Below are 25,487 nucleotides of genomic sequence, written 5' to 3'. Positions count from 1 at the left end.
TCACCTCAAGACGTTGCCTGGTCATCGCCATTTGAGCGATCAGCGAACCAGGGATAGAGCGCTGGCAGAATCACCAGCGTGAGAATGGTGGCGGTTACCAGCCCGCCGATCACTACAGCCGCCAACGGACGTTGCACCTCGCTCCCCGTCCCGGTGGCAAACAGCAACGGCGCCAGACCCAGGCCGGTGGTGACAGCCGTCATAACGACCGGGCGCAAGCGCGCCATGGCCCCCTGAACGCAGGCTTTTGCCATGGGAACGCCGTCACGCACCAGCTCGTTCAGGTAACTGACCAGCACCAAGCCGTTTTCCAGCGCAATACCGAACAATGCGATGAAACCCACCGAGGCGGGCACCGACAGGCTAAGCCCCGCCAGCCACAGCGACACAATACCGCCAACCAGCGCCAGGGGAATGTTAAGCATGATTAACAGCGCATTGCGCAGCGAACCGAAGTTCGCGTACAGCATGAAAAACACCAGCGCCAGAGTGATCGGAACCACGACCATCAGGCGTTTATTGGCCTGTTGCTGAAGCTCGAATTGGCCGCCCCATTTCAGGAAATAGCCCGGCGGAAGCTCCACCTGCTCGGCAATTATTCGATCCGCCTCGGCCACATAGGAGCCAATATCCCGGTCTCGAACATTGGCTTGAACGGTGATAAACCGTTGGTTGTTCTCTCGGGTGACCTGTCGTGGCCCGACCACTTCTTCCACGTTCGCCAGCTCGCTGAGGGGAACTTGCTGGCCCTGCTCGTTTCGGACTTTCAGATCCCGAATGACATCGGTTCGGTCCCGTGAAGACTCTTTCAGGCGCACGTAGATGTCAAATCGCCGGATACCCTCAAACACCTGTCCGGCGCTGTCGCCGCCGACGGCAATGCTGATGGTTTCCTGCACATCGGACACGTTTAAGTTGTAGCGGGCAATGGCCTCCCGGTCCAACTTGATTTGCACCTGAGGCGTACCACCCACCTGGTCCTTCTGCACATCTTCGCCTCCGGCGACTTGACGCATCACCTCGGCAATTTCCGTGGCTTTGCGATCCAGAACGTCAAGATCATCGCCAAACAGCTTCGCAGCTAGCTCGGCCTTCGTGCCCGTTAGCAGTTCATCGACAGCGGCAGCAATCGGCTGGGTGAAGTTGAACTTGGTACCCGGAAAATCTTCAAACTCGGCACTCATGGCAGAGTAAAGGCCATCGAGCGTCTCCGCTGTCTGCCACTGCTCTTTGGGCTTGAGTCCAACAAAAATTTCCGCGCTGTTGACCGGGTCGGCATGCGCCCCGACTTCACCGCGACCGATACGGGTCACTACCTGGGTTACTTCGGGAAAGCGCTCCAATAACTGACGTTCAAACAGCGTCATGGACTGCTTGGCCTTATCCAGCGAGATGGAGGGCGCCATAGTGGCCCGGATCAATAAGTCACCCTCGTTGAATCGGGGCACAAACTCCGAGCCGAGACGCGGACCAACCACTACACCAACAGCTAGAACAATGCCCGCAATGGTCACCCCGATCCAACGGCGTCGGATAACGCCCTGCACGAGTGGCCGGTAGCCACGGGCGATAAAGCCGATCAGTCCGCCGGGCTCCTCTGAGGCTTGATCCGCTTTAGGTCGACGCATTAACAGTGAAGCCACCACGGGCGCCACGATCAGCGCGAAAATCAGAGAACCCACCATGGCCAGCGACACGGTGTAGGCCAGTGGGCGGAACGTCGCCCCCTCCACACCTTGTAAGCTGAACAAAGGCAGGAACACCACAATAATGATGCTAATGGCAAAGAGAATGGGCCGCGCTACCGCCTGACTGGCCCGCGCCACTATGTGCAGGCGCGACTCATCCGCAGAGGACTTGCGCAACAGCCGATCAATGTTCTCGACCACCACCACAGCGCCGTCCACCATCATGCCGATGGCAATGGCCAGCCCCCCCAGAGACATGAGGTTGGCGGAGATGCCAAACCACTTCATGGCAATCAACGCAAGGCACACCGAGAACGGAATGGACAGGGCCACCACCAAGCTGGGTCGCCACCCCCCCATAAAGGCGAGTAACACGATCGCGACCAATGCAATACCCTGGAGTAACGCATTCGTTACCGTGGAAACGGCGGCCTCGACCAATTGCGCCTGATCGTAATACGGGCTGACTTCAATACCCTCTGGCAAGTTGGCATTGATGGTGGCCAACTCGTCTTTCACCGCACCGATTACATTGGAAGTATTGGCACCAATCAGCTTGAGCACCATGCCGACCACGGCTTCGCCTTCGCCATCTTTAGTGGTCAACCCGCGACGGATTTCACCGCCAATGGTCAGCTCCCCCAATTGATGGAGATAGACCGGGACACCATCGACGCTTTTGACCACGATGTTGCGAAGGTCATCCAGGTCTTCTGCCAGACCCACGGAGCGAACGATGTATTGCTCGTCATTCTGGATGATAAACTGGGCACCGGCATTCGCATTGTTCGCCTCGATCCGCCGTTTGACCTGCGGCAAGGAGATGTCATAGCGCAACAGCGCGTCGGGATCAATGCGTACCTGGAACTGCTTGACGTTACCACCAATGGACAGCACCTCGGTTACGCCTTTGACTGTTTGCAGGTTGAATTTGACGATCCAGTCCTGAATTTCCCGCATGTCAGTGCGACTGTAGTCGCCACTAGTGTCTTCCAGAACATAGAACAGAATCTGCCCCAGCCCGGTCGTAATGGGGCCCATGACCGGCTCACCAAACCCGTCAGGAATCGCCTCCCGCGCTTGCTGAAGACGCTCACTGACCAGTTGTCGGGCGAAGTAAATGTCGGTGCCATCCTCGAAATAGATATTCACTACCGACAGCCCAAAATTGGACACTGACCTGACGTGGTCCAGTTTGGGCAATCCGTTCATGGCGCTTTCCAGGGGGTAGGTCACATACTTTTCTACCTCCTCCGGCGCGAGACCTTCAGTCTCAACAAACACCTGTACCAACGAGGGTGAGATGTCCGGGTAGGCGTCCACCGGCAGACTCCGATAGGCGGCATAGCCGCCAATCACGGTGGCCAGTGCCATCACCACCACCAGCAGCCGGTTCTGCAACGCCGCTCGAATAATCGCTTGCATAAAAACCTCCGAGTGCTAGTGGTTGTGGCCCGATTCGAACTCGCTCTTGAGCAAATCCGCTTTCAGAGTGAAGCCGCCTTTTGCGACGTACTCTTCACCTGAGGTGAGGCCAGACCGGATGACCACATGGTCCCGATCTTTTGCACCCAGAGTGACGGCCCTGGGGTGCCAACGGTCACTCTCCCGCACAAAAATCACCGGGCGGCCCTGATACTCGATGACCGCCGTCTGAGGCACCACCACCTCGGCTTCCGTCTCGGCCAGCGTTACCTCCGCCTCGATGAACATGCCGGGTCGCCACTGGCCCGAGGCGTTATCAAGATAAATCCGGGCCAGGCCGGTTCGTAGCTGTTCGCTGACCATGGGATCGAGATAGTCGATCCGGGTGTCGACAGGCTCGGGACCGAACGCCGTGGTGATGCGCACCGGCTGGCCTTTCTGTACACGCCCAATCTGCCGTGGATAGAGCGCAATATCGATCCAGAGCGTGGAAAGGTCCGCCACAACGAATGCGGCGTCGGTGGGTTGAACCTGTTCGCCCAGCGTCGCGGACCGATCAATGACCGTGCCGCGAATCAGGGACTTGAGAGGGAACCGTTGCAGGGTCTGGGAGCTCTCGCCAACGGCCAGGGTATCCCCAGCGTCTACGGAATCGCCGATTCGGGCACTGACATCGACAATTTGGGCTGGGTAACGCGGGCTGACCTGAGCCACCGCTTCTTTATTCAGGCGCACCTCCCCTGGCAGAGACACGGTCTGGCTCACTTTTCCGGGGCCGGCGACGCTAATTTCTCCGCCCAATTCCCGAAGCATTTCGGGATCGACCGAGGCGCTTTGTTCCTCGTGTCCTTCATGCTCCCCGTGCGCGCCTCCGCCCGCTTCATCATGGCCTCCTTCGTCCTCTCCATGGTCTTGGTGATCAGATTCCTGATCGCTGTGACCTTCTTCCTCGCTGTGGCCCTCGTGCTCGCTATGATCGTCGTGCTCACCACTCTTGTCTTCGTTATGGGTTTCCCCTTCCTGCGCTTGTTCGTGCTCGTGATTGTCGTGACCGGCTTCCTGAGCCTGCACGCTTATGCTGCCAACAGACAAGGGCAGCGCCATACTCATCATAAAAATCCAGAAGGATGCCAACGGCTTCATGATTCACCTGCTTGTTCTTTAAGGAAACGGGTTTGGGGTTCGTAGGGTTCAGAGGCCCCGTCTATTGAATCGGGGGTCAATTTCCACTGCCCGGTCAAACCCGTGCCAGTCAGTTGTTCGAGAGTCACCAGAGTCTGGTGGAAGTTGACGGCGGCTTGGAGCGCATCACGCTCTACCGCCAGACGCTCTTGCCGGGCATCCACCAACTCCAGGTAGGTATAGAGCCCTTCCTCATAACCACGGCGAATGCTCTCCAGTGCTGCACGCGCGGAAGGCAACGCCTCGTTTCGCAGGCGCAGTGCGGTACTGCGAAATACCGCCAGCTCCTGATACAACCGCTGAAGCCGAGCCATCAGGTGCACCCGTGCGGCCTTCTCTTCCAGCGCCAGTTGCTCATACTCCGCCCGCTGGGCACGGATTTCGCCCTGATTGCGATCGCTGACACCAATCGGCATGGATAGGCTCAACGTGAAGGCGTGATCGTCCGTTTCCCGCACCTGCTTGACGCCCAGTCCGACGCGCAGGTCCTGTCGGCCCCGGGCGCGGGCCAGTTGCAATTCCGCTTCGCGCAGGCGTCTTTCGGTGATGTACTGGGACAATTGCGGGGAATTTTCTAAATGACGACGAACTCGGTTGAATTCCGGCAACGCCACCAGCTCGTAGAGCTCGGCGTGAACCCTCTCGAAGTCCGGTTGAGTCTCGCCCCACTGGGCGGCAAGTTCCACGCGGGCGGAAGCCAGTTTCTGTCGGGCAGAGGTCACAGCCAGCTCGGCCCGAGTAACGGCGATTGCCGAACGTTGAAGGGAGGCGTTATTCGTCGTTCCTACCTGGACACGATGCCGAATGGTTTCCCGGCTTTCCCGGGCCAGCTCCAGCGACAGTTCCGCCAGTTGAATGTTTTCCTGGGCCTCGGCTACGCCGAGAAAGCGGCGTACGGATTCCGCGAGCACCTGCCAGCGGACTTGTCGGTATTCGCTGTCCACCAGATCGGAGCGATAGCGGGCGACCTGCTGCCGCCGATCGCGCTTACCACCCAACTCGATCAGCTGGCTCAGCACCAGCGAGGTTTCGGCCGAGTCCGTGCCCGAAAAGCGGCCACTGCCGCCAATGTTTTCTACTTCCACGGCCAGTTCTGGGTTGGGAACTAAGCCCGCCTGAAGCTCACGAGCTTCAGCCGCTCGGCGACGATAGGGAAATTGCGCCAATTCAGGGTGGCGCTCCAGGGTGTAGGCCAGCGCCTCGTTCAGCGACAGCGGTGTCGAATCAGCGCCAGCGGGTGCCGCGGCCAGGGACAATAGCAACCAAAGCCCCAGCACCCCTTTCCGTCCAGACGGACGGGTGAGTACAGAAAAAAACATGCATTACCTGCCTGATATTCCGATGATATTTAGGATTGCCGATCCGCGCCGGTTTAGCTCCGGGCAACAGAAATCGACGGTTGAGTCCTAAGACGCGGAATTAGGCAATGGGAGGGGGCACATCGGGTGCCATAAAATGCTGAGGAGGTAACGGCAGGTGTTCCGCCTGCCAGCGGTGGGCTGCGGTCGGAACAATTCCGTGCCCGCCGATACTCACGAAAAACAAATGGGCGTGGGCGTGGCAGCTGTGGCTATGAGCGCAGCTACCCCCTGGGGGATGAGAGTGCTCCGCGCGGTGATCGTCGTCAACCGACTGCTCCAACGCCATCTCGGCTCCCATCACCGGCTCATGCCAATCCGCCGCAAACACGAGGTTCGCGATCGAGACAAGCATTAAAAAAAGGATGAAGGAGCGCTTTTTCATGAAGCTGAGTGTAACCGCAAGCTGCCAAGCATTACAAGCCCCTATCCTGAACCAGACGTGGTCGGAGACAGCTCCTTACAGACACCACTACCTAAAGGCAGTAAGTCGCAGGACCTGTGACCTAACTCAATGATTACCAACTATCCCTTGAGAGCCAAAATACGCTCGGCACCGTTATCCCGCAACAGTGCCAATAATCAGGTCTGGGTAATGGGAGCCGGTGTCATCTGCCCAGTCCTGTCATAAATCATTTCGTTGCGGCACGTTAATGATTTAGCGCGGCGCGCAGAAGTATTAGACCACTTTAGTATTAAGCCAAATGTTCGAAGCATTCAAGGTTGCCTTACCTTGCTTATGCATGGATACGATAAGACGTAAATATACTGAAGGGTGGGTTCACTGTTGAGAACCATCAAGGCCGCCCAGATAAGCTCGGCAACAATAGCGGCAGGGAAACTGAGCACAATACTATTCCGATACCCACCAGTGTTTGAGAGCGTTCCAGATCATTGAAATCATTCAGCATTCGTCCAACCACAGAAACAACAGCGAGGGATCTGGGCTAGGACTGACTATTGTTGAGGTTCATTGCGTGCACGGCAGCGATTCGCTCAAAACAGTCACTACCTTTACGCTCAACTCCCTCGAAGCATCAGTAAAGTCATCGCTTCCGCATATCGGAGTGAAGCCCCTGTGCTCGGTAAATTTACGTTCTATCCTCAGCACGACAGGCGTCGGCATGCTCTGAACCTGAACTCCATGTGGCCAGCACGATATCCGCGAAGGGCTTCTCCCTCAACTACCCCGGCTAAACGAGCAGCGCGGCGTGATCGTTCTCAATATACCAGCGTTGAGAGTAAACCGGCTTCCCACGGTCATTGTGATGTAAGCACTCTTTCGCCAAGTTGACGTTGGCCGACCAAGGCGGGCAAGTGAGGCACCAAGGACTACAGCGCGCCAGATATTTTTGGGTTCAGGCAAGGACGGCGTGGTAGATGCGCCCCATAATCTCGTGGCGCCATGCACCTTCATTTAAGCTTTCGTAGCTGCAAACTCTGTGGTTACCACCAGTACCGGGAGTGCCATTATTTTTTCTCTTAATTTAAGTCTGCTTTGACCGCCGAATACGGCCATCGGGAACGCCAACCAAGACAAGGGGGCAGCACTATCCGGCACAGCAAGACAATTGGCGAACGTCCTTGGTGAAGGTCTGTGCGCACAGTTTGAGGCCTTCGACCATGGTCAAGTAGGGAAACAGTTCATTTCCAATTTCCTGAACCGCCATGCCTGACCGCAGCGCCATCACCGCCGTTTGAATCAGCTCACCAGCTTCTCCCGCCACTGCCTGCACGCCCAACAGTCGGCCGGAATCGCTCTCGGCGACCATCTTGATAAAACCACCGGTATCGAAATTAACCAAAGCACGCGGCACGTTCTCTAGGGCAAGGCAGCGAGTGTCCGCATTGATACCCTGCTTGAACGCCTCAGCTTCCGTCAGACCGACGGTGGCGACCTGAGGATCGGTAAACATCACGCTCGGCATGGCACTAAGGTCCAGGGTCGCCTCGCCTCCGGTCATATTGATCGCAGCCCGGCTACCCCCTGCGGCGGCAACATAGACAAACTCTGGCTGATCAGTGCAGTCACCGGCCGCATAGATTCCTGGAACCGTGGTTTGCAGATATTCATCCACTTGAATCGCGCCACGCATTGTTTCCACGCCGACGCCCTCCAAGTTTAGACTTTCGGTATTGGGTGCTCTGCCCGTTGCCACCAGTAGTTGATCTGCCCGTAATGTGCCGACCTTGATGTCGACCTTGAACTCGTCATCGGTGTACTCGACACGGCTGGTCTGGGCTTGGTTGACTACTTCGATGCCTTCTCGCTGAAAGGCTATCTCCATTTGCTCTCCGATAGCAGGATCTTCACCGGATAGCAAACGGCTACGGGCCAACACAGTGACCTCGCTGCCCAGTCTCGCGAACGCCTGAGCCAGCTCCAGAGCAACGAAGCCAGCACCAATGACGATCAACCGTTCGGGTAATGTATCGAGTGCCAATGCACTGGTCGACGTCAAATAGGGCGTCTTCGCCAGCCCGGTTATAGGTGGCACTGCCGGACGGGCCCCAGTACCAATAAAAGCACGATCAAAACGGACCGTTTGCTCACCTCCCTCAGTCAGTTTGACCGTCAGACTATTGGCATCGGCAAACCTAGCCTCGCCATTGAGAACCGTGATCGCAGAGTGATCACGCAGTATCCTTTCATATTTGGCCTCACGCAGCTCCTGAACACGGGCCTGCTGTTGTTGAAGGAGCCTCTCCCGGTCCACCAGAGGTGGCTTGGCACTCACGCCCCCGTCAAAAGTGCTCTCCTTGCGCAGGTGCGCAACATGGGCGGCCCGAATCATTATTTTCGAGGGTACGCATCCAACATTCACGCAGGTACCACCAATCGTGTCACGCTCAATCAGGGTAACGCGCGCTCCTCGCTCGGCCGCCTTCAAGGCGGCCGCCATGGCCGCCCCTCCACTGCCGATGACGGCAATGTGTAGGGGGTTATCATTGCTCACTTGGAAAACTCCTACTCCTTCGAACGCTTCAGGGAAGAGGGATAGCCAGCATTGCCCGTGGCCTCGGTCAACACCTCCACGGACGTTTTTACGTCGTCGAAGCTGACCACAGCTTCCCGTTTCGGGTAGTCCACCTCTACCCGCAATACACCTTTCACCTTGTTAAGGGCAGTTTTGACCGTGATCGGACAGGCGGCACAGGTCATGCCCGGCACCGACAGGGTGACGGATTCCTCATCTGCCAGGGCGGGCGTACTGATGAGCATAGCGAGCAACGCAATGAAGGCTACACGTGCTTTCATGGGACATTTCCTCTATCAATAGAACAAAGGCAAGACGTAGGGAAACACCAGGGCGATCAGAACCAGCGCTGACACTGCCGAGAAAATCGCCTTATAGGCTACTCGATCTCGCGGAACCGCACACACCTCCCCCTGCTGGCACTTTCCCACCTGCCGATAGACCTGACGCCAAGCAAAGAACATGGCCACCACGGCAATGCCGATGAATAACGGTCGATAGGGTTCGAGTGCCGTCAAGTTGCCGATCCAGGCCCCAGAAACGCCCAAGGTGATCAATACCAGAGGCCCAATACAACAGGCCGATGCTAACAGCGCCGCTACTCCTCCGGTGATCAGAGCCAGAGGACCACGCCCCGAGCTTGAATGTGACATGACGACTACACCTTTCATGAGTGTGTTTGATGGGATAAAGTTACTACCGTAGTCAGCTACGGAGTCAAGGCCTATGCCCGATAAAGCGAACTCGTTGACCATTGGTGGTTTGGCCGAGGCAGCAAATGTCTCAGTTGAAACCATTCGCTATTACCAGCGCCGAGGACTAATACCTGAGCCTCAACGGCCTCCAAGCGGTATTCGACGCTATGGCATCACCGATATCGACAGGTTGAAGTTTGTGAAAACGTCGCAGCAATTGGGTTTCAGCCTTGATGAGATCCATGAGCTGCTTCAGTTGGATGATGGCGCCCACTGTCACGAAGTAAGTGTTCTCGCTGAGCGGAAATTGCACGACGTGCGAGAGAAGATCAACAAGCTGAGGCAAATCGAGGCGGTACTGAACAACTTGGTTGATCAGTGCTGCGCGCAGGATAGCAATATCTCCTGCCCTTTAATTGCCTCACTACATGAAGGGGTCGGATAAAAAGTTGGCACATACCGTTTTCAAAGCTGGACTTACTTCATGACAATACCTGTAAGTGGTGAAGGCTTACGTATCGAGCGGCTGAGGGTAAGCCCCTGTGCTCATTCAGGAGCTTACTGCACGAATGGTTCCACCGGAATTGACCTCTTCCAACCCCAGGTACTTTCGCAGGAAACTCTGCTCGCGGCCAATGGCCTCCAACGACAGCCCTCGGCCCCGACAATACGGTGCTTTGTCTTGCGAATCATTACCCACACTTTCAGTAATCGACCACCGGACTGACCTGTGCCCGTGCTATTAAAAGCACGAACAAGGCCAGAGTGGCACCGGATCCATTGCAGAAGTCCGACTGACAAAAGGTCAGGCAACTCATCTACGGCCTCAGCTCAATACCAAACTGCCCAACCAGTAACGAAAACAGCCAAAAACAGGCAGCGGTCACTAAAGCACTGGCTAGCAGCGTAGGCCAAAAGCCGATTCGGGGAAGCAACGTCGGAAACACTAAAAACATGGGAAGTGTAGGCACCACGTACCAGAACGTATACCACGCGTGATTGGCCACTTTTTCTGGCGACTGCGTTTCGACATGCAACCAAATCAGAGCCAGAATCGTGACCAACGGTAGTGCCGCAACCAAAGCACCCAGCTTGTCGCTACGTTTAGCGACCTCGGAAACCACTACCACGACAGCAGCGGTAATCAGATATTTGGTTATGATCCAATGCCATGTCATGTATGCTCTACTCCAAACCGTCGAATTCACCCGTAAAATTCACATCGTAAACTCCCCCGTCACTCGATAGGAGCACGTAAAGTGTTTGAGGTTCAGCCCGATTGGTGACCGATACGATGAAATAACCGCTGCCTTTCTTATGGATTTTTACGGCGTCTTCAGGAACCACCTTCCAGCTTTCGGGAAGCTTTCCGAAGCCTAATCCTGCATCTTTCTCGGTTAGCTGCGTAGTTGCCGCTCTGCCACGCTCAAGCGCCGATGTTTCTGAAATCGATTTATGGGCATGGTCACTGTGTGCAAGCACCTGTTGAGATCCGACCAATAAAACAAGTGTGAAAATGACGGTAAAGAGCTTCATAAGGGTTCCTCGAATTTTAATATGATTAATGCGAATGGGGTTCACCGCCCTCGTGGCGATGGACTTCAGGTTCACTGGTTTGTTCAGCAGCCTCTTCGCCCTCTGTGTCGGCGGGTGGCCCTCGTAATTCGAGGCGCCTTGGGTAGCTCGATAGCGGTGCTTTTTTATCCGCCATGTCTTCGTGGGTATGTTGGTGATCATCCCGGTTGAGCGGAAAATCATCCGGGTACTGCGTGTGCTGAAACCCATGCAACTGCATCAGTAGCAACAGGCCACCGGCAAGCATCAGCGCCACGTTGGAAGCTTTGCTGAAGCGCTCAAACGATGCGGTTTTTCGCCACACCATAAGCACGGCCAACATGACACATAAGGCCACAATCTGTCCCACTTCAACGCCGACATTGAACGACAATATTTTGAACACCAGACCATCGTCGCCCAGCGGCAACTGCTGAAGCCGGGTGGACAAGCCAAACCCGTGAATCAAACCAAAGGCAAACACCATCCAGGTCAGGTTCGGGGATTTCATTTGCAAGTGTTTCTGAAAGCCGCCGAGGTTGTCGAAGGCTTTGTAACAGACGGTCAGCGCAATCACCGCATCAATCAGGTAGTAATTGGCGGTAATTCCGAACAGTGTGGCGAACACCAGGGTAATGGAATGGCCGATGGTGAAGGCGGTGATGAACTTGATGATCTCGCTAAAGCGCGTCAAAAAGAACATGACGCCGAACAGAAACAACAAATGATCATAGCCGCTCAGCATATGGGTGGCGCCAAGCCGGATGTACTCCAGGTAGCCCGCATTGAGTATCCGGGCTTGATCTTCCGCCGACATGCCATGTGCCCAGGCCGTGACACTGGCAAGGGACGCGACGGCGACAAATAACAGTTTAAGCATAATGTCTTAACCTTGGTCGTGATGATCGAGGCGATCACACGTGATTATGGAATTGAGTGGCAGGCGCGCCCACAGTTGCGCTACGCCCGCCAGGGTTTCGTTGCGGAAACAGGCTCCAGGCGCGCCCGAAGCCTGTTCGAGTCCGCTATGCTTCCGCTTTCTTCCGGTGCAACAGCGCGTACAGCACCGGGAGCACGAACAGCGTCAGCAAGGTCGACGAGATAATCCCCCCGATCACCACGGTCGCCAGCGGACGCTGTACTTCCGCGCCGGTGCCGGTGTTGAGCGCCATGGGAACAAAGCCGAGGCTCGCCACCAGGGCCGTCATCAGGACTGGCCGCAGGCGAACCAGCGCCCCTTCCACAATCGCCGTGATGAGATCTCCTTGTTCCCGCCACAGGTCGCGAATGAAAGCCACCATCACTAACCCATTGAGCACCGCCACGCCGGAGAGCGCGATAAAGCCCACGCCGGCCGAGATCGACAGCGGCATGTCCCGCAACCACAGCGACAAGACTCCGCCCGTGAGCGCAAGCGGTACGCCGGTGAAAATAATCAACGCGTCTTTCACCGAACCGAACGCCATGATCAGCAGGCCGATGATGATCGCCAGGGTAATGGGTACAACAAGGGCGAGACGCGCGCTGGCCGATTGCAATTGCTCAAAGGTACCGCCGTAATCCAGCCAGTACCCATCTGGCAAGTCCACCTCCTGTGCGATGCGCGCTTGGGCTTCCTCGACAAATCCGCCCAGGTCGCGGTCGCGCACGTTGGCGGTGACTACCACCCGCCGTTTGCCGTTTTCCCGGCTGATCTGATTGGGTGCCGGCGCCAGTTCCAGCTCGGCGACTTCCGATAGCGGTACATAACCGCCGTCCTGCAAAGGAATGGGCAGAAAGGCCAGGCTGTCGATGTCGCGCCTGATTGTTTCCGGCAGGCGTACCACCAACTCAAAGCGGCGGTCGCCCTCGTAGATCAACCCGGCGTTTTCACCACCGATACCGGTCGCCACCAGTGCTTGTACGTCTTCGACATTCAAGCCGTAACGCGACAGAACCATGCGTTTGGGATGCACCGACAACATGGGTAACCCCGTGACCTGTTCGACCTGGATATCCGCCGCACCCTCGACGGTTTCGAGCACTTCCTGAACTTCCAGTGCCGACGCCAGCAACTGATCCATATCATCGCCAAACACCTTGATCCCGAGATCGGCCCGTACCCCCGAGATCAGCTCGTTAAAGCGCATTTCAATGGGCTGGGTGAACTCGTATTTGTTGCCCGGCAGTTGGGTCACGGCTTCCTCCATTTCCGCCACCAGTTCATCCTTCGTCTTGTCGGGATTGGGCCACTGGTCGCGAGGCTTGAGGACGACAAAGTTATCCGCGACGCTGGGGGGCATGGGGTCGGTGGCCACTTCCGGCGTGCCGATCTTGGCGAACACCTTGTCCACCTCGGGAAAGGCCTTCAGCCGCTCTTCCAGCTGCGACTGCATCTCGATGGATTGCTCCAGCCCCGTGCCCGGGATGCGCAGAGCGTGCAACGCGATATCCCCTTCGTCGAGTTGCGGAATAAACTCCGACCCCAGGGTGGTCGCCAGCCAGATACAGATGGCCACCAGCGCGGTTGCGCCGCCCAATACCAGCCAACGAAACTTCATAGCGACCAACAAGGCTGGCCTGTAGAGCGACTTGGCGCCCCGGATTACCGGACTTTCCTTTTCACTGATTTTGCCGCGCAGGAACACCGCTACCGCGGCAGGGACCACGGTCAACGACAGTACCATGGCGGACAGCAGCGCCATGACCACGGTGGCCGCCATGGGGTGGAACATCTTGCCTTCAACGCCGGTGAGTGAAAAGATTGGCAAGTACACCACGGTAATGATGGCGACGCCGAACAGACTGGGGCGAATGACTTCGTTGGTGGCCTCGTACACTAACTGAAGCCGTTCCCGCAATGGCAGCTGGCCGTTATGTTGGGCCTGGGACAACCGCCGAATACAGTTCTCGACAATGATCACGGCGCCGTCGACGATCAGGCCAAAGTCCAGGGCGCCCAAGCTCATCAGGTTGGCCGACACGCCCGTTTGCACCATGCCGGTGATGGTGGCGAGCATGGACAAAGGAATTACCGCCGCCGTGATCAGGGCGGCACGCAGGTTGCCGAGTAACAGAAACAGCACCACGATCACCAGCAGCGCCCCTTCGAGCAGGTTCTTCTCCACCGTGGCGATAGCCTTGTCCACCAGGGTCGTGCGGTTGTACACCGCCTCCACCTTGACCCCTTCAGGCAGTGAGGGCTGGATGGCCTCCAGTTTTTCGGCCACCGCCTTCGCGACGGCGCGGGAGTTTTCTCCCACCAGCATCATGGCCGTGCCCAGCACCGTTTCCTGGCCGTCGCGGGTGGCGGCCCCGGTGCGGAGCTCCTTGCCAATGGCTACCTCGGCCACATCACTGATTTTTACGGGTGCGCCATGGCGATTGGTAATGACCACCTGCTCGATTTCAGTGATGGTGGCCAGCTGTCCTGGGGAGCGTACCAACAGCTGTTGTCCGTTGCGCTCGATATAGCCGGCCCCCCGGTTGGCGTTGTTGGCCCGCAGGGCCCTCATTACCTCATCCATGGTGACGCCGAATTGCAACAACTGCTGTGGTGAAGGCGTGACGTGGTACTGCTTGTTGTAGCCGCCAATGGTGTTGATCTCGATCACCCCAGGCACCTGAGCCAACTGGGGCTTAATGATCCAATCCTGAATTTCTCGCAAGGCCGTGGCATCTAAAGGACTGCCGTCAGGCTGGGTGGCGCCGGGCAAGGCTTCCACGGTGTACATCAATATCTCGCCGAGCCCGGTCGCGATGGGCCCCATTTCGGGCTCAAGGCCTGGCGGCAATGCATTTTTGATGGAGCCGAGACGCTCATCAATCAGGTTACGGGCGAAATAGATGTCCGTGCCTTCCTCGAATACAACGGTGACCTGGGACAGGCCATAGCGGGATATTGAGCGGGTATAAGACAAGTCGGGCAAGCCGTACAGGGCCGTTTCCACCGGGAATGTGATGCGCTGTTCCGCCTCCAGGGGCGAATACCCCGGCGCCTCGGTATTGATCTGCACCTGGACGTTGGTGATGTCCGGCACCGCATCGATGGGTAGGCGCTGAAAGCTCCAAAGGCCCACACCGACCAGCACTAGAATAAGGGATAGGGTTAAAAACCGCCGCTCTACCGAGAAGCGTAAGATGGCATTGATCATCATAGGCTCCTGGGTTAGTGGTCGTGGGATGCGCCGGATTTTTCGATATCGGCCTTGATCAGATAGCTGTTGTCCACCACATAGCGGTCACCCGCCTGCAGCCCGTCCAACACCTCGGTCAGGGTGCCGTCACTACGGCCCAGCTCAAGCGGGCGGATCTCGTAGGCATCGTCCACCTGGGCAAACACCACAGTCCAATCACGAAAAGTCTGCAGCGCCCTGTTTTCGACCGCCAGCGGCACATCAAGGGCTTCTACCACTATGTCTCCTGCCACCAGCAAGCCAGGGCTCAGAGTGCCGTCCGGATTGTCCACTTCCACACGGACCAGGGTATAGGGGGCATTGTCAGGGGAAGGCAGCAGGTGGTTGACGGTAGCTTGCTCATCGACGCCCTCGGCCTTCAAAAAGACTTTTTGGCCAACCGCCACTTGGGTTCGCTGGCCCGGAAACACCCGAAGTTCCGCCCACAAGGTCGCTAAATTTGCGATGGCAAACAGTGGCTGTTCCCCGGCGATTTCGCCAACACTGATCTGGCGCTCGGTCACCACGCCATCTATGGGTGAGCGCAGGTCATAGATTTTGAGACTTTCGTTGGACTCTACTTGTGCCAGTAGATCACCTTTGGCGATACGGTCCCCCAAACGAACATTGACTTTGGTGATAACGCCGGGAAAGCGAGCGCGCACCCGCGCGATCTGTTCCGGTGCAATGGTCAGTTGCCCGTAAGTGGTCAGCGTTCGCTCAATTGAGCCCGGACCGGCCTCGTTTGTTTGGATTCCGGCCTTTTTCGCAATATCAGCGGGAATACGGGTCCGGCCTTCGTGTGATTCCCACTGCCAATGGTATTGCTCGCCGTTCTGATTAAGCGTTACTTCGACGTCGAACGAATGGGGCTCGGTCACCACGCCATTCCCCAGCCAATAGTCTCCCTGGAAGGCAAAATCAAAGGTATCCTCTTGTCCGCCCAAACGAGTGAGTTGAACGTTGAGGTCAATCCCATCGGTCATGGGCTTGCCGTCCTTTGTCACCCAGGCACGATATTCTGGAGGAACACCTTGCTCGAAAATCTGTAGTTCGACAGTAGTGCTGTCCCGCTCGAGCAAGAGGCCACCATGAGGGCCTTTGGTTTCGGGCGCAGTCTGTTGTGCTTCGTTAGAAGCATCGTCCCGATCTTGCGCCGCTAACAGGGGGCTGACGGCCAGACAGGTGCCTACCAGTATCCAGTAGAGTGGTTTTATCAGTTGCATAGTTCAATAATCCTGTGTTTGGTTAGCGGGCGTAGCCTGGCCTTGAGTCATGGGCTGCGCCGTGAGCTGTTCGATAATAGCTTGATTGAGCAGCGCCGTTGCGGCTGCTTCGACGAGTGCCTCGCGGGCCGAAAGCAGTTCACGCTGCGCGGCGGTCCACTCCACATAGCTGTAGCGGCCGCGCTCATAGGCTTTTTGGGTGAGCTCGAGGGCTTTCGTGAGATCGGGCAGGACAGTGGAGCGCAGCCGCTCAACCGCATCAATGTTTTGTTGACGGGTATGGTAAGCGTCGAACAGCAGGGCGTGCAGTTGCAGCAGCGCGCTCTGTTGGCGGTACTCCACCTCATTGCGTGCCGCCATGGCCGATTGCACCTCACCCCGGTTTCGAGATCCGGAAAACAGCGGCACAGACATTCCCGCCACCAGCGCAGCTTCACCCGACTCCTCGAAACGACGAGCACCAAGCTGCCAGCGAATGTCGCTTTCCGATTGGCTTCGTGCCAGGCGGATCTCAGCCTCGCGCATACGCCGCTCGCTGGCATAGACTCGAATCATCGGGCTCTCGCGGGCTTGCTGGTAGAGCACCTCGAACCGCTCGCTAGGCTCAAACCGGAACAGATCGCCCTGCAACCGATGAAAATCCACCCGTGTTTCCCCCCACAGTGAGGCCAGTGCCACTTTCCGCTTCTCGTACTCGATTTGCAGAGCGTCGTGGGCGAGCTGGCTTTGGGCAAGAGCCGCCTTGGCGCGTAAAACTTCGGCTTCAGGTGCAGCGCCCTGTTTGGCGCGTTGGGTAACTGTGTTCAGGGTGGTCTCGCTCAATTCCGTGGCCTGAGCGGATAAGTCGAGCTTTTTCTGCAGAGCCAGAGTGGCGACATAGCGTTGCGTCACCTCGCCCAACAGTTCCAGAGTCTCGGCTTCCCGTTCGGCCTTTACGAGATCATATCGGGAGTTCACAACGCCAGTACGAGCCTGACGCTTGCCTCCCAATTCAATGACCGAAGAAAGTGACAGGGTATATTCAGCCCCGTCAGCCCCTCTAAGGTCACCACTACCGAGGACATTTTCCACCTCCAGTCCCGCCACATAGGCTGGTGCCTGATCGGCTGACAGTCGGCGTCCCTCAAGCCCCTGCAGTCGAAAGTCAAACACCTGCAGACTGGGATTCTGAGCCATTGTCCGGGACAAGGCATTGGCGAGGCTGATGGGTGTCTCTTCAGCTTGGACACCGGCAATATTGAATGCCAGAGTGCAGAGCCATAAGACGTGCATATAGAGCTTGCGCGGCAGTAAACGCCGCCCAGAGCTCATGGGCTTACAAAAAAGCATGTAACTTCTCCTACGAAGACTTAAATAACAAAAGTGTCCCGAATGGGATCAATCGTAGGATTAGGCGATGGGAGGGCGGAACAGGGAAGGAGGTATGATTGACCTATGTTGGGCTTGGTAGTCGGGCAAAAGCTGACCAGCAGATAACACTGTAATATCCGTGCCACTTACCAGCACCATATGGAAGTGAGCGTGGTTTTGATGATTATGGTCCGATGAATGGTCCAGCGAGGAGTCTGGCGAGAAAGAGGAGGACGGATCTGTATCCAAAGTGCTTGAGTCAATGACGGCCACTTCATGGGAATGCCCATGATCATGATGAGGCGTCGTAGAATAATGAGGCTGGTTTGTATCGCCAATAGCCGCCAGTGACTGCAGAGCAATCACCAGAGCCAGCACGATGGTTAACCAACGATTCTTCATTAAAGCGAACAACCTCTTAAAACGTAGCCCTGAATACTACCACAAGAAAACCCATAGCTCAAAACCGGTATCCCTCCGTGGGTACCAGCCCACTAAAGAGCGCACTGTTATCAGATGACCGGCGGCTTGACAGACAACGTCCTTTATAGTCCGTTCGATCAGCCGATGACCGCCAGCCGAATTCACTTATTTTTCTACGCACCCTACGCTAACCTCGATTAGTAACTAATGCCCTCTCAAAACAGAGTCAGGCAGTTCATCCTAACTTTTTAGCGAATACCCTCTCCAAAGGTAATACACAACCGGCAACACCAGCAGAGTCAGAACCATCGCGCTCAACATACCGCCTACCATTGGAGCCGCAATTCGGCTAACAACTTCTGCACCTGTACCAGAGCTAAACATAATGGGCAGCAAGCCAGCAATAGTGGAAACCCCCGTCATCATCACTGGTCTGACACGTAGCCCAGCTCCGTGTGTCACGGCTTGAATTAGTTCCTCTCGACGGAATGGCGCTCCTTTCTCTTTGCAATCACTTACGAATTGACTGTACGACTGATTGAGATAGGTCAGCATAATGACGCCAATTTCTACCGCGACACCCGCGAGAGCGATAAACCCGACCGCCACAGCTACAGAGAAATTGAAATTCAAAAGGAACATTAACCAGATGGACCCGATTACAGCAAGCGGCAAGGTTCCTAGAATTATGGCTACTTCAGCGAAGCTCCTGAAGTTCATGTACAGCAGTATGATGATAATAGCCAAAGTCAGCGGTATTACATAGGTCATCTTCTCCTTGGCGCGCTGCATATATTCATACTGGCCGGACCAGGTTACCGAATAGCCCGCCGGCAAATCCAGTTGTTCCTGAACGGTCACCATGGCCTGCTCAACGTAAGTGCCTACATCCACGCCTTCGATATCCACAAAAGTCCAGCCGTTGAGCCGTGCATTTTCACTCTTGATTGCCGGGGGGCCTTCCTCTACATATACCTTTGCCACATCGCCAAGTGCAATACGCTCTCCGGCGGGCGTAACAATGGGCAGCAATGCCAATTGTTCCGGCGAGTCCCGGTAATGCTGCGGGTAACGCAAATTGATCGGATAGCGTTCAAGCCCCTCAATCGTCTGCGACACATTCATTCCCCCAATGGCGGTAGCCACCACCTGCTGCACATCGGCAATATTCAGGCCATAGCGTGCCGCCTGTTCCCGCTGAATATCCACCTTGATATAGCGACCACCGGCCACCCGCTCAGAGTAAACCGAGGCGGTTCCGGGCACATCTTTAAGGACTTGTTCCAACTGCTGGCCAATGGCCTGGATTTCTTTCAAGTCCTCGCCCGCCACTTTAATACCTACCGGCGTTTTGATGCCGGTCGCCAGCATGTCAATTCGGGTTTTGATGGGCATCACCCAGGCGTTGGTCAGGCCGGGGAATCGTATTAGAGCATCCATCTCCTTTTTAAGTTTCTCTGTGGTCATGCCCTCGCGCCACTGGTCTTTGGGTTTGAGCTGTATGAAGGTTTCAATCATAGTCAGTGGCGCTGGGTCAGTCGCCGTGTCGGCACGACCGATCTTGCCGAACACGGTTTTGACTTCCGGCACCGTAGCAATCAACTTATCGGTTTGTTGCAGTAACTCCCTGGCTTTTCCGATGGACAGCCCCGGATAAGTGGTGGGCATATACATCAGGTCGCCCTCATCTAAGTCAGGAATAAACTCACTGCCGATTTGATTGACTGGCCAGATCCCAATCAAAAGTATCACAACAGCCATTGCAAGCGTGGTTTTGGGGAACCGCAAGACGCCTTTGAGCAATGGCATATAGCCAGCAATCAGTAGCCTGTTTACCGGGTTCTTGCTTTCGGCGACCACCTTTCCTCGAATGAAATACCCCATCAAAACCGGAACCACTGTAACAGCGAGCGCCGCACTGGCCGCCATGGCATAGGTTTTAGTAAATGCCAGCGGACTGAACATCCGTCCCTCCTGGGCCTCCAGGGTAAACACCGGAATAAAGCTTACGGTGATAATCAGCAGACTGAAAAACAATGCGGGGCCCACCTCCGAAGCCGATTTCGCCACTACTTGCCAACGGTTTTCCGGCGTCAAAGGCGTCCGCTCCATGTGCTTGTGCATGTTCTCGATCATAACGATGGCACCGTCAATCATCGCGCCTATTGCAATCGCGATACCGCCCAGCGACATAATGTTGGCGTTCAGACCTTGAAGATGCATCACGATAAAAGCCGTCAAAATGCCCAACGGAAGGCTGATGACAGCAACCAGTGATGACCTGACATGAAAGAGGAAAATGACACAGATCAGCGCCACAATGGCAAGTTCTTCGAGCAGACTTTTCCATAAACTGTCAACGGCCCGGGAGATTAATCCGGAACGATCATAAACGGTGACAATCTCTACCCCTTCGGGCAAACCGCTTTTGAGCTTTTCCAGCTTTTCTTTGACGCCGTCAATGGTTTTTTGAGCATTTTCTCCCGAGCGCATCACCACGATACCGCCCACAGTTTCACCTTCACCATTGAGCTCAGCTATGCCACGGCGCATCTGTGGACCCACCTGGATCTCAGCCACGTTTTTTAGTAGCAGCGGCGCGCCGTTAGCGTTCACACCCAAGGGAATGTTACCCAGATCCTCCACGCCTTGGATGTAACCCGTGGCGCGCACCATATACTCTGCTTCCGCCATTTCCACCACTGAGGCACCGACCTCCTGGTTGCCACGTTGAATGGCGTTCTGAATATGCGACAGCGGGATATCAAAAGCACGTAGCTTTTCCGGATTAACCTTCACCTGGTACTGCTTGACCATGCCGCCAAGGGCCGATACCTCAGAAACGCCGCTCACCGTTTGCAGCTCGTATTTCAGGAACCAATCCTGCAGGCTGCGCAGCTGGCTCAAGTCATGCTTGCCACTGCGATCCACCAACGCGTAGAGGTAGACCCAGCCAACCCCGGTTGCGTCCGGCCCAAGTTGTGGCCGGGCGCTTGGTGGCAGTGTGGGAGCCACTTGGGACAGATACTCCAGCACCCTCGAACGGGCCCAGTAGGCGTCAGTATCATCATCAAAAATGACATAGACATAGGAATCGCCAAAAAAAGAATAGCCCCGCACGGTTTCCGCGCCCGGCACCGATAGCATGGCCGTGGTCAGTGGATAGGTGACTTGATCCTCCACCACCTGCGGCGCCTGCCCGGGGTAGTTGGTCTTAATGATGACCTGTACGTCGGATAGATCCGGGATCGCGTCTACGGGGGTATTCTTCACGGAATAGAGGCCCACACCCACCAGCATCAAGGTGCCCAGCAGCACGAAAAATCGATTGCTGATGGACCAACGAATGATGGACTCAATCATGACGATGCTCCTCGTTGTCGTGATGATCGTGCTCCATGGCGTCCTGGCTCATGCTGTCGTGGTCCGGCATAGACATCTCATCGTGGCCCTTCTCGCTCGGTTCCGGCATCGAGCCCTGGCCTCCCCCTTTATGCTGGCTGTGGTCCATTTCAGAAGATTCGGTATCGCCTGAAGATCCTTCACCGGGGATGTGAACTTGGCTCAAGCGGTAGTCACCGCCGCTATCCTTGACGATCTGTACATGCAGGCGCATCCCCGGCTCGAGATCCTCCATGCTGACGCCTTCCTCGACCATGAAATCCATGGTCATGGCGGGCCAATCCCAATCTGGTATCGGCTCGTGCTCGAGAGTGGCCATACGATGATCGGGCATCAGGCTGAGAATACGAGCGGAAACCCAAGTCGACGAGGGTTCAATGTCTTCTTCAACAGAGGCCTGTTCGCTCTGGTCGGGACGCGGCGTCATGCGTTCCAAATCTGCGGTTTTGCTGGATTCCGAGTCGATCAGGAATTGTGCGGAGGTGACGACACGCTCCCCTTCATTTAAGCCAGCCAGAATTTCCACGTGCCGCTCTCCGACGCGCCCCACTTCAACGACTACGGATCTAAACCTGCCCTCTCCTAGTGCCAACACCACGCGTGCTTGACTGCCGGTACGAATCAAGGCTTCACGTGGAATCAACAGGGTTTCCGCTCCCGCCTCGGTTTCAATGACCATCTGCGCGAACATGCCTGGTTTCAAGAACCCGTCGGGGTTGTGGAAGTGCACCCGGACCTGGGCTGTACGGGTTTCGGCATTGAGTGACGGATAGAGGTAATCTACCTGCCCCAACCACTCGCGACCGGGTAGATAGTCCAAGCGCATACGCACGGGATCGCCCTCACTGACCAGATTCGCCTGGCGCTCAAACACCTCTCCGATCACCCAGATGTGTTCTAGCTGGCCGATGCTCATCAGACTCAAGCCAGGCTTGACGAACATGCCCTCACGCACCGCGAGATTGTCCAGTACCCCGGACTGCGGCGCGGCAACGGTGATGGTCTGGCTGACCTTGCGGGTTTTACGCAGCCGGTCGATATCTGCCCGCGGCACCTGCAATGCCAATAACCGTTCCACGGCAGCGCCGATCAACACCGGATTGTCGCGTTTCAACGCCAACAACAATTCCTCCTGGGCGTTGACCAGGGTGGGTGAATAGAGGGTGTACAGGGGGGCGCCCTGTCTGACCGGATCCCCGGCGGCCTTGACATGGAGCGTCTCGATCCAGCCTTCCACGCGCGGGCTGATATGCACCAGCCGGTTCTCATCGTATTGCACGTAACCGACGGTTTTGACATCCAGATTCAGAGACCCGGACTCAACCGTGGCGGTGCGCACGCCGAGATTGTTGACGACCTCGGGCGATATCTTGACGGTGCCGGCTTCATCCTCTCCGGCGGATTTCTCGTACACAGGGATCAGATCCATGCCCATGGGCGATTTGCCAGGCTTGTCGCGCTTGTAGTTGGGATCCATGGGCGCCACCCAGTAAAGTGGCTTGCGTTCACCGCCGGTTGCTGTCATATCCCCCTCATCGGGGTTGCCGAGTAGCCAGACGCCGGATGCGCCGAGCAGCGCGCCGACGGCCGTGCCCAGCAAGGTTTTGGTGAATGTATTCATGTTGAACTCCTTTAAAACGGTTTCGCCGGCCGTGCATCGTCGAACGACGCCTCGGCGAGCAGGTAATTGATTTGGGCGATGGTCTTCTGCCGATCCACGGCAATGGCGAGCGCGTCGATCTTGGCATTCAATTCGGCAATGCGGGCACGCACGGCTTCGGCGAAGTCGCCGTCGTCGTTGTTGTAGGCCGAAAGTGAAGCCTCTGCCTGCTCGGCCATTTGCGGCAACAGCTGATCGGTGTATAACGCCTGGCGTTCATCGAGACGTGCCAGTTGTACGCTCGCGGTTTCCAGTTCCGCCATTAGCCGACGACCAAGCAAGTGCTTTTCGGTTTTGATGGCCTCGGTTCGATTTACGGCGGCGCTGACTTCCTTGTCCTGCCGGTTACCGGTGAAAAGGGGCAGATCGAAGGTGACGCCAACGGAGAACAGATCGGCCCGGTCGCGCCCCATGGGATCGCGGGCGCGAGAGCCGTATTGGGCCGACAGGCCCCATTCGGGCTTGTATTTCTGCTTGGCCAGGTCAATGCCGGTTTGCGTGGCGTCGATACGCTGGTCCAGTGCCCTTAGCGCGGGATGATGGCGGATCCATTCGTAGCGCGTATGCTCGCTGGCCTGCTTAATGGTCGGTACCGACAGTGGCCTGGACAGAGACTGTGTCGGTAGTACCGGAGCCAAAGGGACAGTGGCAGGCGCACCGATCCATTCGGTCAGACGCTTTTGTGCGGCTTGCTGTTGCTGCCTGAGCATCGTCAGCCTGTCTTCCAGACGCGTCAGCTCCAACTGCGCGCGGATCACGTCCTGCTGGCGCGCCCTGCCCAGCGCCGAGGAATAGCTGGCCTCGGCGGCATCCACCAACTGCTCGAACAATGCGCGATCCTGCTCGATCAACCGGATACTCTCCTGGGCCTTGAAGGCCTCTAGCCATAACTGACTGGCCGTTGCTTCCACCTTGGCGCGGCGATCTATCCTCAGCAGAGGGTGCTGTCCAGCAAGCTGCTGTTTTTGCCGTTTGGCAAGCGCCAGACTGTCACCACGTGGGAACATTTGCGTGACACCCACCGACAACTGAGTCATAGCCTCCTGGTTGATGTCGAAGCTATCTACGGGGAAATTGCCCGCCATCAGACTCACGCGGGGATCCGGCAAGCTCGCTGCGGCAGTCGCCTCATCATTGAGCGCCTGCTGGGTGTGCTTGCTGCCAGCAAGCCAAGGATCTGCTTCGACGGCGAGGGCTACCGCTTCTTCCAAGGTCAGCGATTCCGAAACCGGCTGAGCAAGGGCTGTAGCACTGCCCAAACCAAGTGACATAACGGATAGCATTATGACTAGTACTCTCATAACTGAACTTCCTGTTGATCACCCGGCTGATATTGCTGGGCGGGGTTCTCTACACTGACAAACACTTCGGTGTTGCCATCTTTTTTCATCAGCAGGACCTGATAAGCCCTAAACCGATCTTCAGCCTCCATCCCCGGACTGCCAAGGGGCATGGCGGGTACAGTCAGACCCACAGCATCAGACGGAGGGTTGGCCAGAAACTGTTGGATGTAGCGCGCCGGGATATGCCCTTCGAAGACGTAGCCTTGTGACGATACGGAGGTATGACAGGAGCGGAGATTGGGTGCGATCCGATACCGATCTTTTATGAGTTTCAGGCTTGATGGGTGTTGGACATCTGTTTCAAAGCCCTCGACATCTATATGGTCAATCCACTTTTTGCAGCAGCCGCAACTTCGACTTTTGTAGACGGTGAGCACCTCAGCGCCACCAATGGCCCGATCAGGATTAACGAATCTCTCCTCCACTTTCCCACAAGCAACTAGCAAGGGCAGCGTGAGCAACCCCAGCATCAGAATTTTAAGGCGTGATGAATGCATATTTGCCTCCCATGACAAATCGCCACTTCGTGTTCAGGTTTCAATTAAAAGGCAGCGCCGCTTCGCCTCCCTTTGGGACGGCACATTACCTTTAGTACTTGGTTAGCACGGATTAATTGAGTGAAATCAGGCGATTGGAGGTCTTAGAAAAGGGAAAATCGGTGCCAGAGGAAGGGCAAGGTAGCGCAAACCTGAAGCCTCAGAACGAGTCCCCAATGACTCCGGGGTAGTCACGGAAGAAGTCAACATCTGAATTGACAAGGCACATCCCACCACCGCACAGCCAACCCCCGATTTATCGGTATCGCAGCACGCCCCCTCTGCAGACTGCACGCTCTCGACAGGGCCCATTGCTTGGTGATCAGTGTGTTCGGCAACACCTTTTAAGTTCGTGGATAGCTCGTTCGCTCCATCATCCATAGTGCAATAGCGGGGCATACCCATGGCAGAGGCCTCCCACAAGAACGGCATTATTAGTAGAACTACAACAACTGTTATCCGGTTCACCCAGTCACGCCTTTGTCTGTGCCGAATCGGCGACAATCTCTATAA

At 56.4% G+C, this 25,487-nt stretch carries 18 protein-coding genes; 1 reads left to right on the top strand and 17 read right to left on the bottom strand.

Annotated elements, in window-relative coordinates:
- Positions 1-5: 5 nt before the first annotated feature.
- The 6 genes from OOT55_RS17355 to merT form a co-directional block, all read right to left on the bottom strand.
- The gene (locus OOT55_RS17355) at positions 6-3,113 is read right to left on the bottom strand and encodes an efflux RND transporter permease subunit (protein WP_265367078.1); all 3,108 of its coding nucleotides are present in this window, start codon (positions 3,111-3,113) and stop codon (positions 6-8) included.
- 15 nt (positions 3,114-3,128) lie between these two features.
- Positions 3,129-4,256 (bottom strand): efflux RND transporter periplasmic adaptor subunit, encoded by a 1,128-nt coding sequence (locus OOT55_RS17350; RefSeq protein ID WP_265367077.1) that lies wholly within the window; start codon positions 4,254-4,256, stop codon positions 3,129-3,131.
- A complete protein-coding gene (locus OOT55_RS17345) occupies positions 4,253-5,614 on the bottom strand; it encodes a TolC family protein (protein WP_265367076.1) in 1,362 nt (453 codons plus the stop codon). The genes OOT55_RS17350 and OOT55_RS17345 overlap by 4 nt, the downstream gene beginning before the upstream one ends.
- A gap of 1,589 nt (positions 5,615-7,203) precedes the next feature.
- The gene (merA, locus tag OOT55_RS17340) at positions 7,204-8,610 is read right to left on the bottom strand and encodes a mercury(II) reductase (protein ID WP_416140965.1); all 1,407 of its coding nucleotides are present in this window, start codon (positions 8,608-8,610) and stop codon (positions 7,204-7,206) included.
- A gap of 11 nt (positions 8,611-8,621) precedes the next feature.
- Positions 8,622-8,912: a mercury resistance system periplasmic binding protein MerP gene (merP, locus tag OOT55_RS17335; protein WP_265367075.1), complete on the bottom strand. Its 291-nt coding sequence runs from the start codon at positions 8,910-8,912 to the stop codon at positions 8,622-8,624.
- A 15-nt stretch (positions 8,913-8,927) separates the two neighbouring features.
- Positions 8,928-9,284, bottom strand: coding sequence for a mercuric ion transporter MerT (merT, locus tag OOT55_RS17330; RefSeq protein WP_265367074.1), 357 nt, complete (start codon positions 9,282-9,284; stop codon positions 8,928-8,930).
- A 73-nt stretch (positions 9,285-9,357) separates the two neighbouring features.
- Here merT and merR point away from each other — a divergent pair, with 73 nt between their 5' ends.
- Positions 9,358-9,771: an Hg(II)-responsive transcriptional regulator gene (merR, locus tag OOT55_RS17325; protein WP_265367073.1), complete on the top strand. Its 414-nt coding sequence runs from the start codon at positions 9,358-9,360 to the stop codon at positions 9,769-9,771.
- Between the two features lie 373 nt (positions 9,772-10,144).
- Here the strand turns inward: merR and OOT55_RS17320 are convergent, their stop codons facing one another.
- The 11 genes from OOT55_RS17320 to OOT55_RS17270 all read right to left on the bottom strand — a co-directional run bounded on the left by OOT55_RS17320 (position 10,145) and on the right by OOT55_RS17270 (position 24,935).
- The gene (locus tag OOT55_RS17320) at positions 10,145-10,504 is read right to left on the bottom strand and encodes a DUF3147 family protein (protein ID WP_265367072.1); all 360 of its coding nucleotides are present in this window, start codon (positions 10,502-10,504) and stop codon (positions 10,145-10,147) included.
- A gap of 7 nt (positions 10,505-10,511) precedes the next feature.
- Positions 10,512-10,862, bottom strand: coding sequence for a DUF6488 family protein (locus tag OOT55_RS17315; protein ID WP_265367071.1), 351 nt, complete (start codon positions 10,860-10,862; stop codon positions 10,512-10,514).
- Between the two features lie 25 nt (positions 10,863-10,887).
- Complete coding sequence (locus OOT55_RS17310; RefSeq protein ID WP_265367070.1) at positions 10,888-11,760, bottom strand: HupE/UreJ family protein; 873 nt, start codon at positions 11,758-11,760, stop codon at positions 10,888-10,890.
- A 145-nt stretch (positions 11,761-11,905) separates the two neighbouring features.
- Entirely contained in the window at positions 11,906-15,013 is a 3,108-nt protein-coding gene (locus OOT55_RS17305; RefSeq protein ID WP_265367069.1) for an efflux RND transporter permease subunit, read from the bottom strand.
- A gap of 14 nt (positions 15,014-15,027) precedes the next feature.
- A complete protein-coding gene (locus OOT55_RS17300) occupies positions 15,028-16,260 on the bottom strand; it encodes an efflux RND transporter periplasmic adaptor subunit (protein ID WP_265367068.1) in 1,233 nt (410 codons plus the stop codon).
- A gap of 3 nt (positions 16,261-16,263) precedes the next feature.
- The gene (locus OOT55_RS17295; RefSeq protein ID WP_265367067.1) at positions 16,264-17,589 is read right to left on the bottom strand and encodes a TolC family protein; all 1,326 of its coding nucleotides are present in this window, start codon (positions 17,587-17,589) and stop codon (positions 16,264-16,266) included.
- Positions 17,590-17,649: 60 nt separating this feature from the next.
- The gene (locus OOT55_RS17290; protein WP_265367066.1) at positions 17,650-18,012 is read right to left on the bottom strand and encodes a hypothetical protein; all 363 of its coding nucleotides are present in this window, start codon (positions 18,010-18,012) and stop codon (positions 17,650-17,652) included.
- 261 nt (positions 18,013-18,273) lie between these two features.
- On the bottom strand, positions 18,274-21,396 hold the full coding sequence (locus tag OOT55_RS17285) for an efflux RND transporter permease subunit (protein ID WP_265367065.1): 3,123 nt from the start codon (positions 21,394-21,396) through the stop codon (positions 18,274-18,276).
- The gene (locus OOT55_RS17280; RefSeq protein WP_265367064.1) at positions 21,389-23,056 is read right to left on the bottom strand and encodes an efflux RND transporter periplasmic adaptor subunit; all 1,668 of its coding nucleotides are present in this window, start codon (positions 23,054-23,056) and stop codon (positions 21,389-21,391) included. Before OOT55_RS17280 ends, OOT55_RS17285 begins: the two co-directional genes overlap by 8 nt.
- Positions 23,057-23,067: 11 nt before the next feature.
- Positions 23,068-24,306: a TolC family protein gene (locus OOT55_RS17275; protein ID WP_265367063.1), complete on the bottom strand. Its 1,239-nt coding sequence runs from the start codon at positions 24,304-24,306 to the stop codon at positions 23,068-23,070.
- An 86-nt stretch (positions 24,307-24,392) separates the two neighbouring features.
- Complete coding sequence (locus tag OOT55_RS17270; RefSeq protein WP_265367062.1) at positions 24,393-24,935, bottom strand: DUF411 domain-containing protein; 543 nt, start codon at positions 24,933-24,935, stop codon at positions 24,393-24,395.
- Positions 24,936-25,487: the final 552 nt, after the last annotated feature.

The organism is Marinimicrobium sp. C6131 (genome assembly GCF_026153455.1).
Taxonomy (GTDB): domain Bacteria; phylum Pseudomonadota; class Gammaproteobacteria; order Pseudomonadales; family Cellvibrionaceae; genus Marinimicrobium.
Note: the sequence above shows the minus strand (reverse complement) of the source record. Positions and strands in the feature narration are given on the sequence as shown.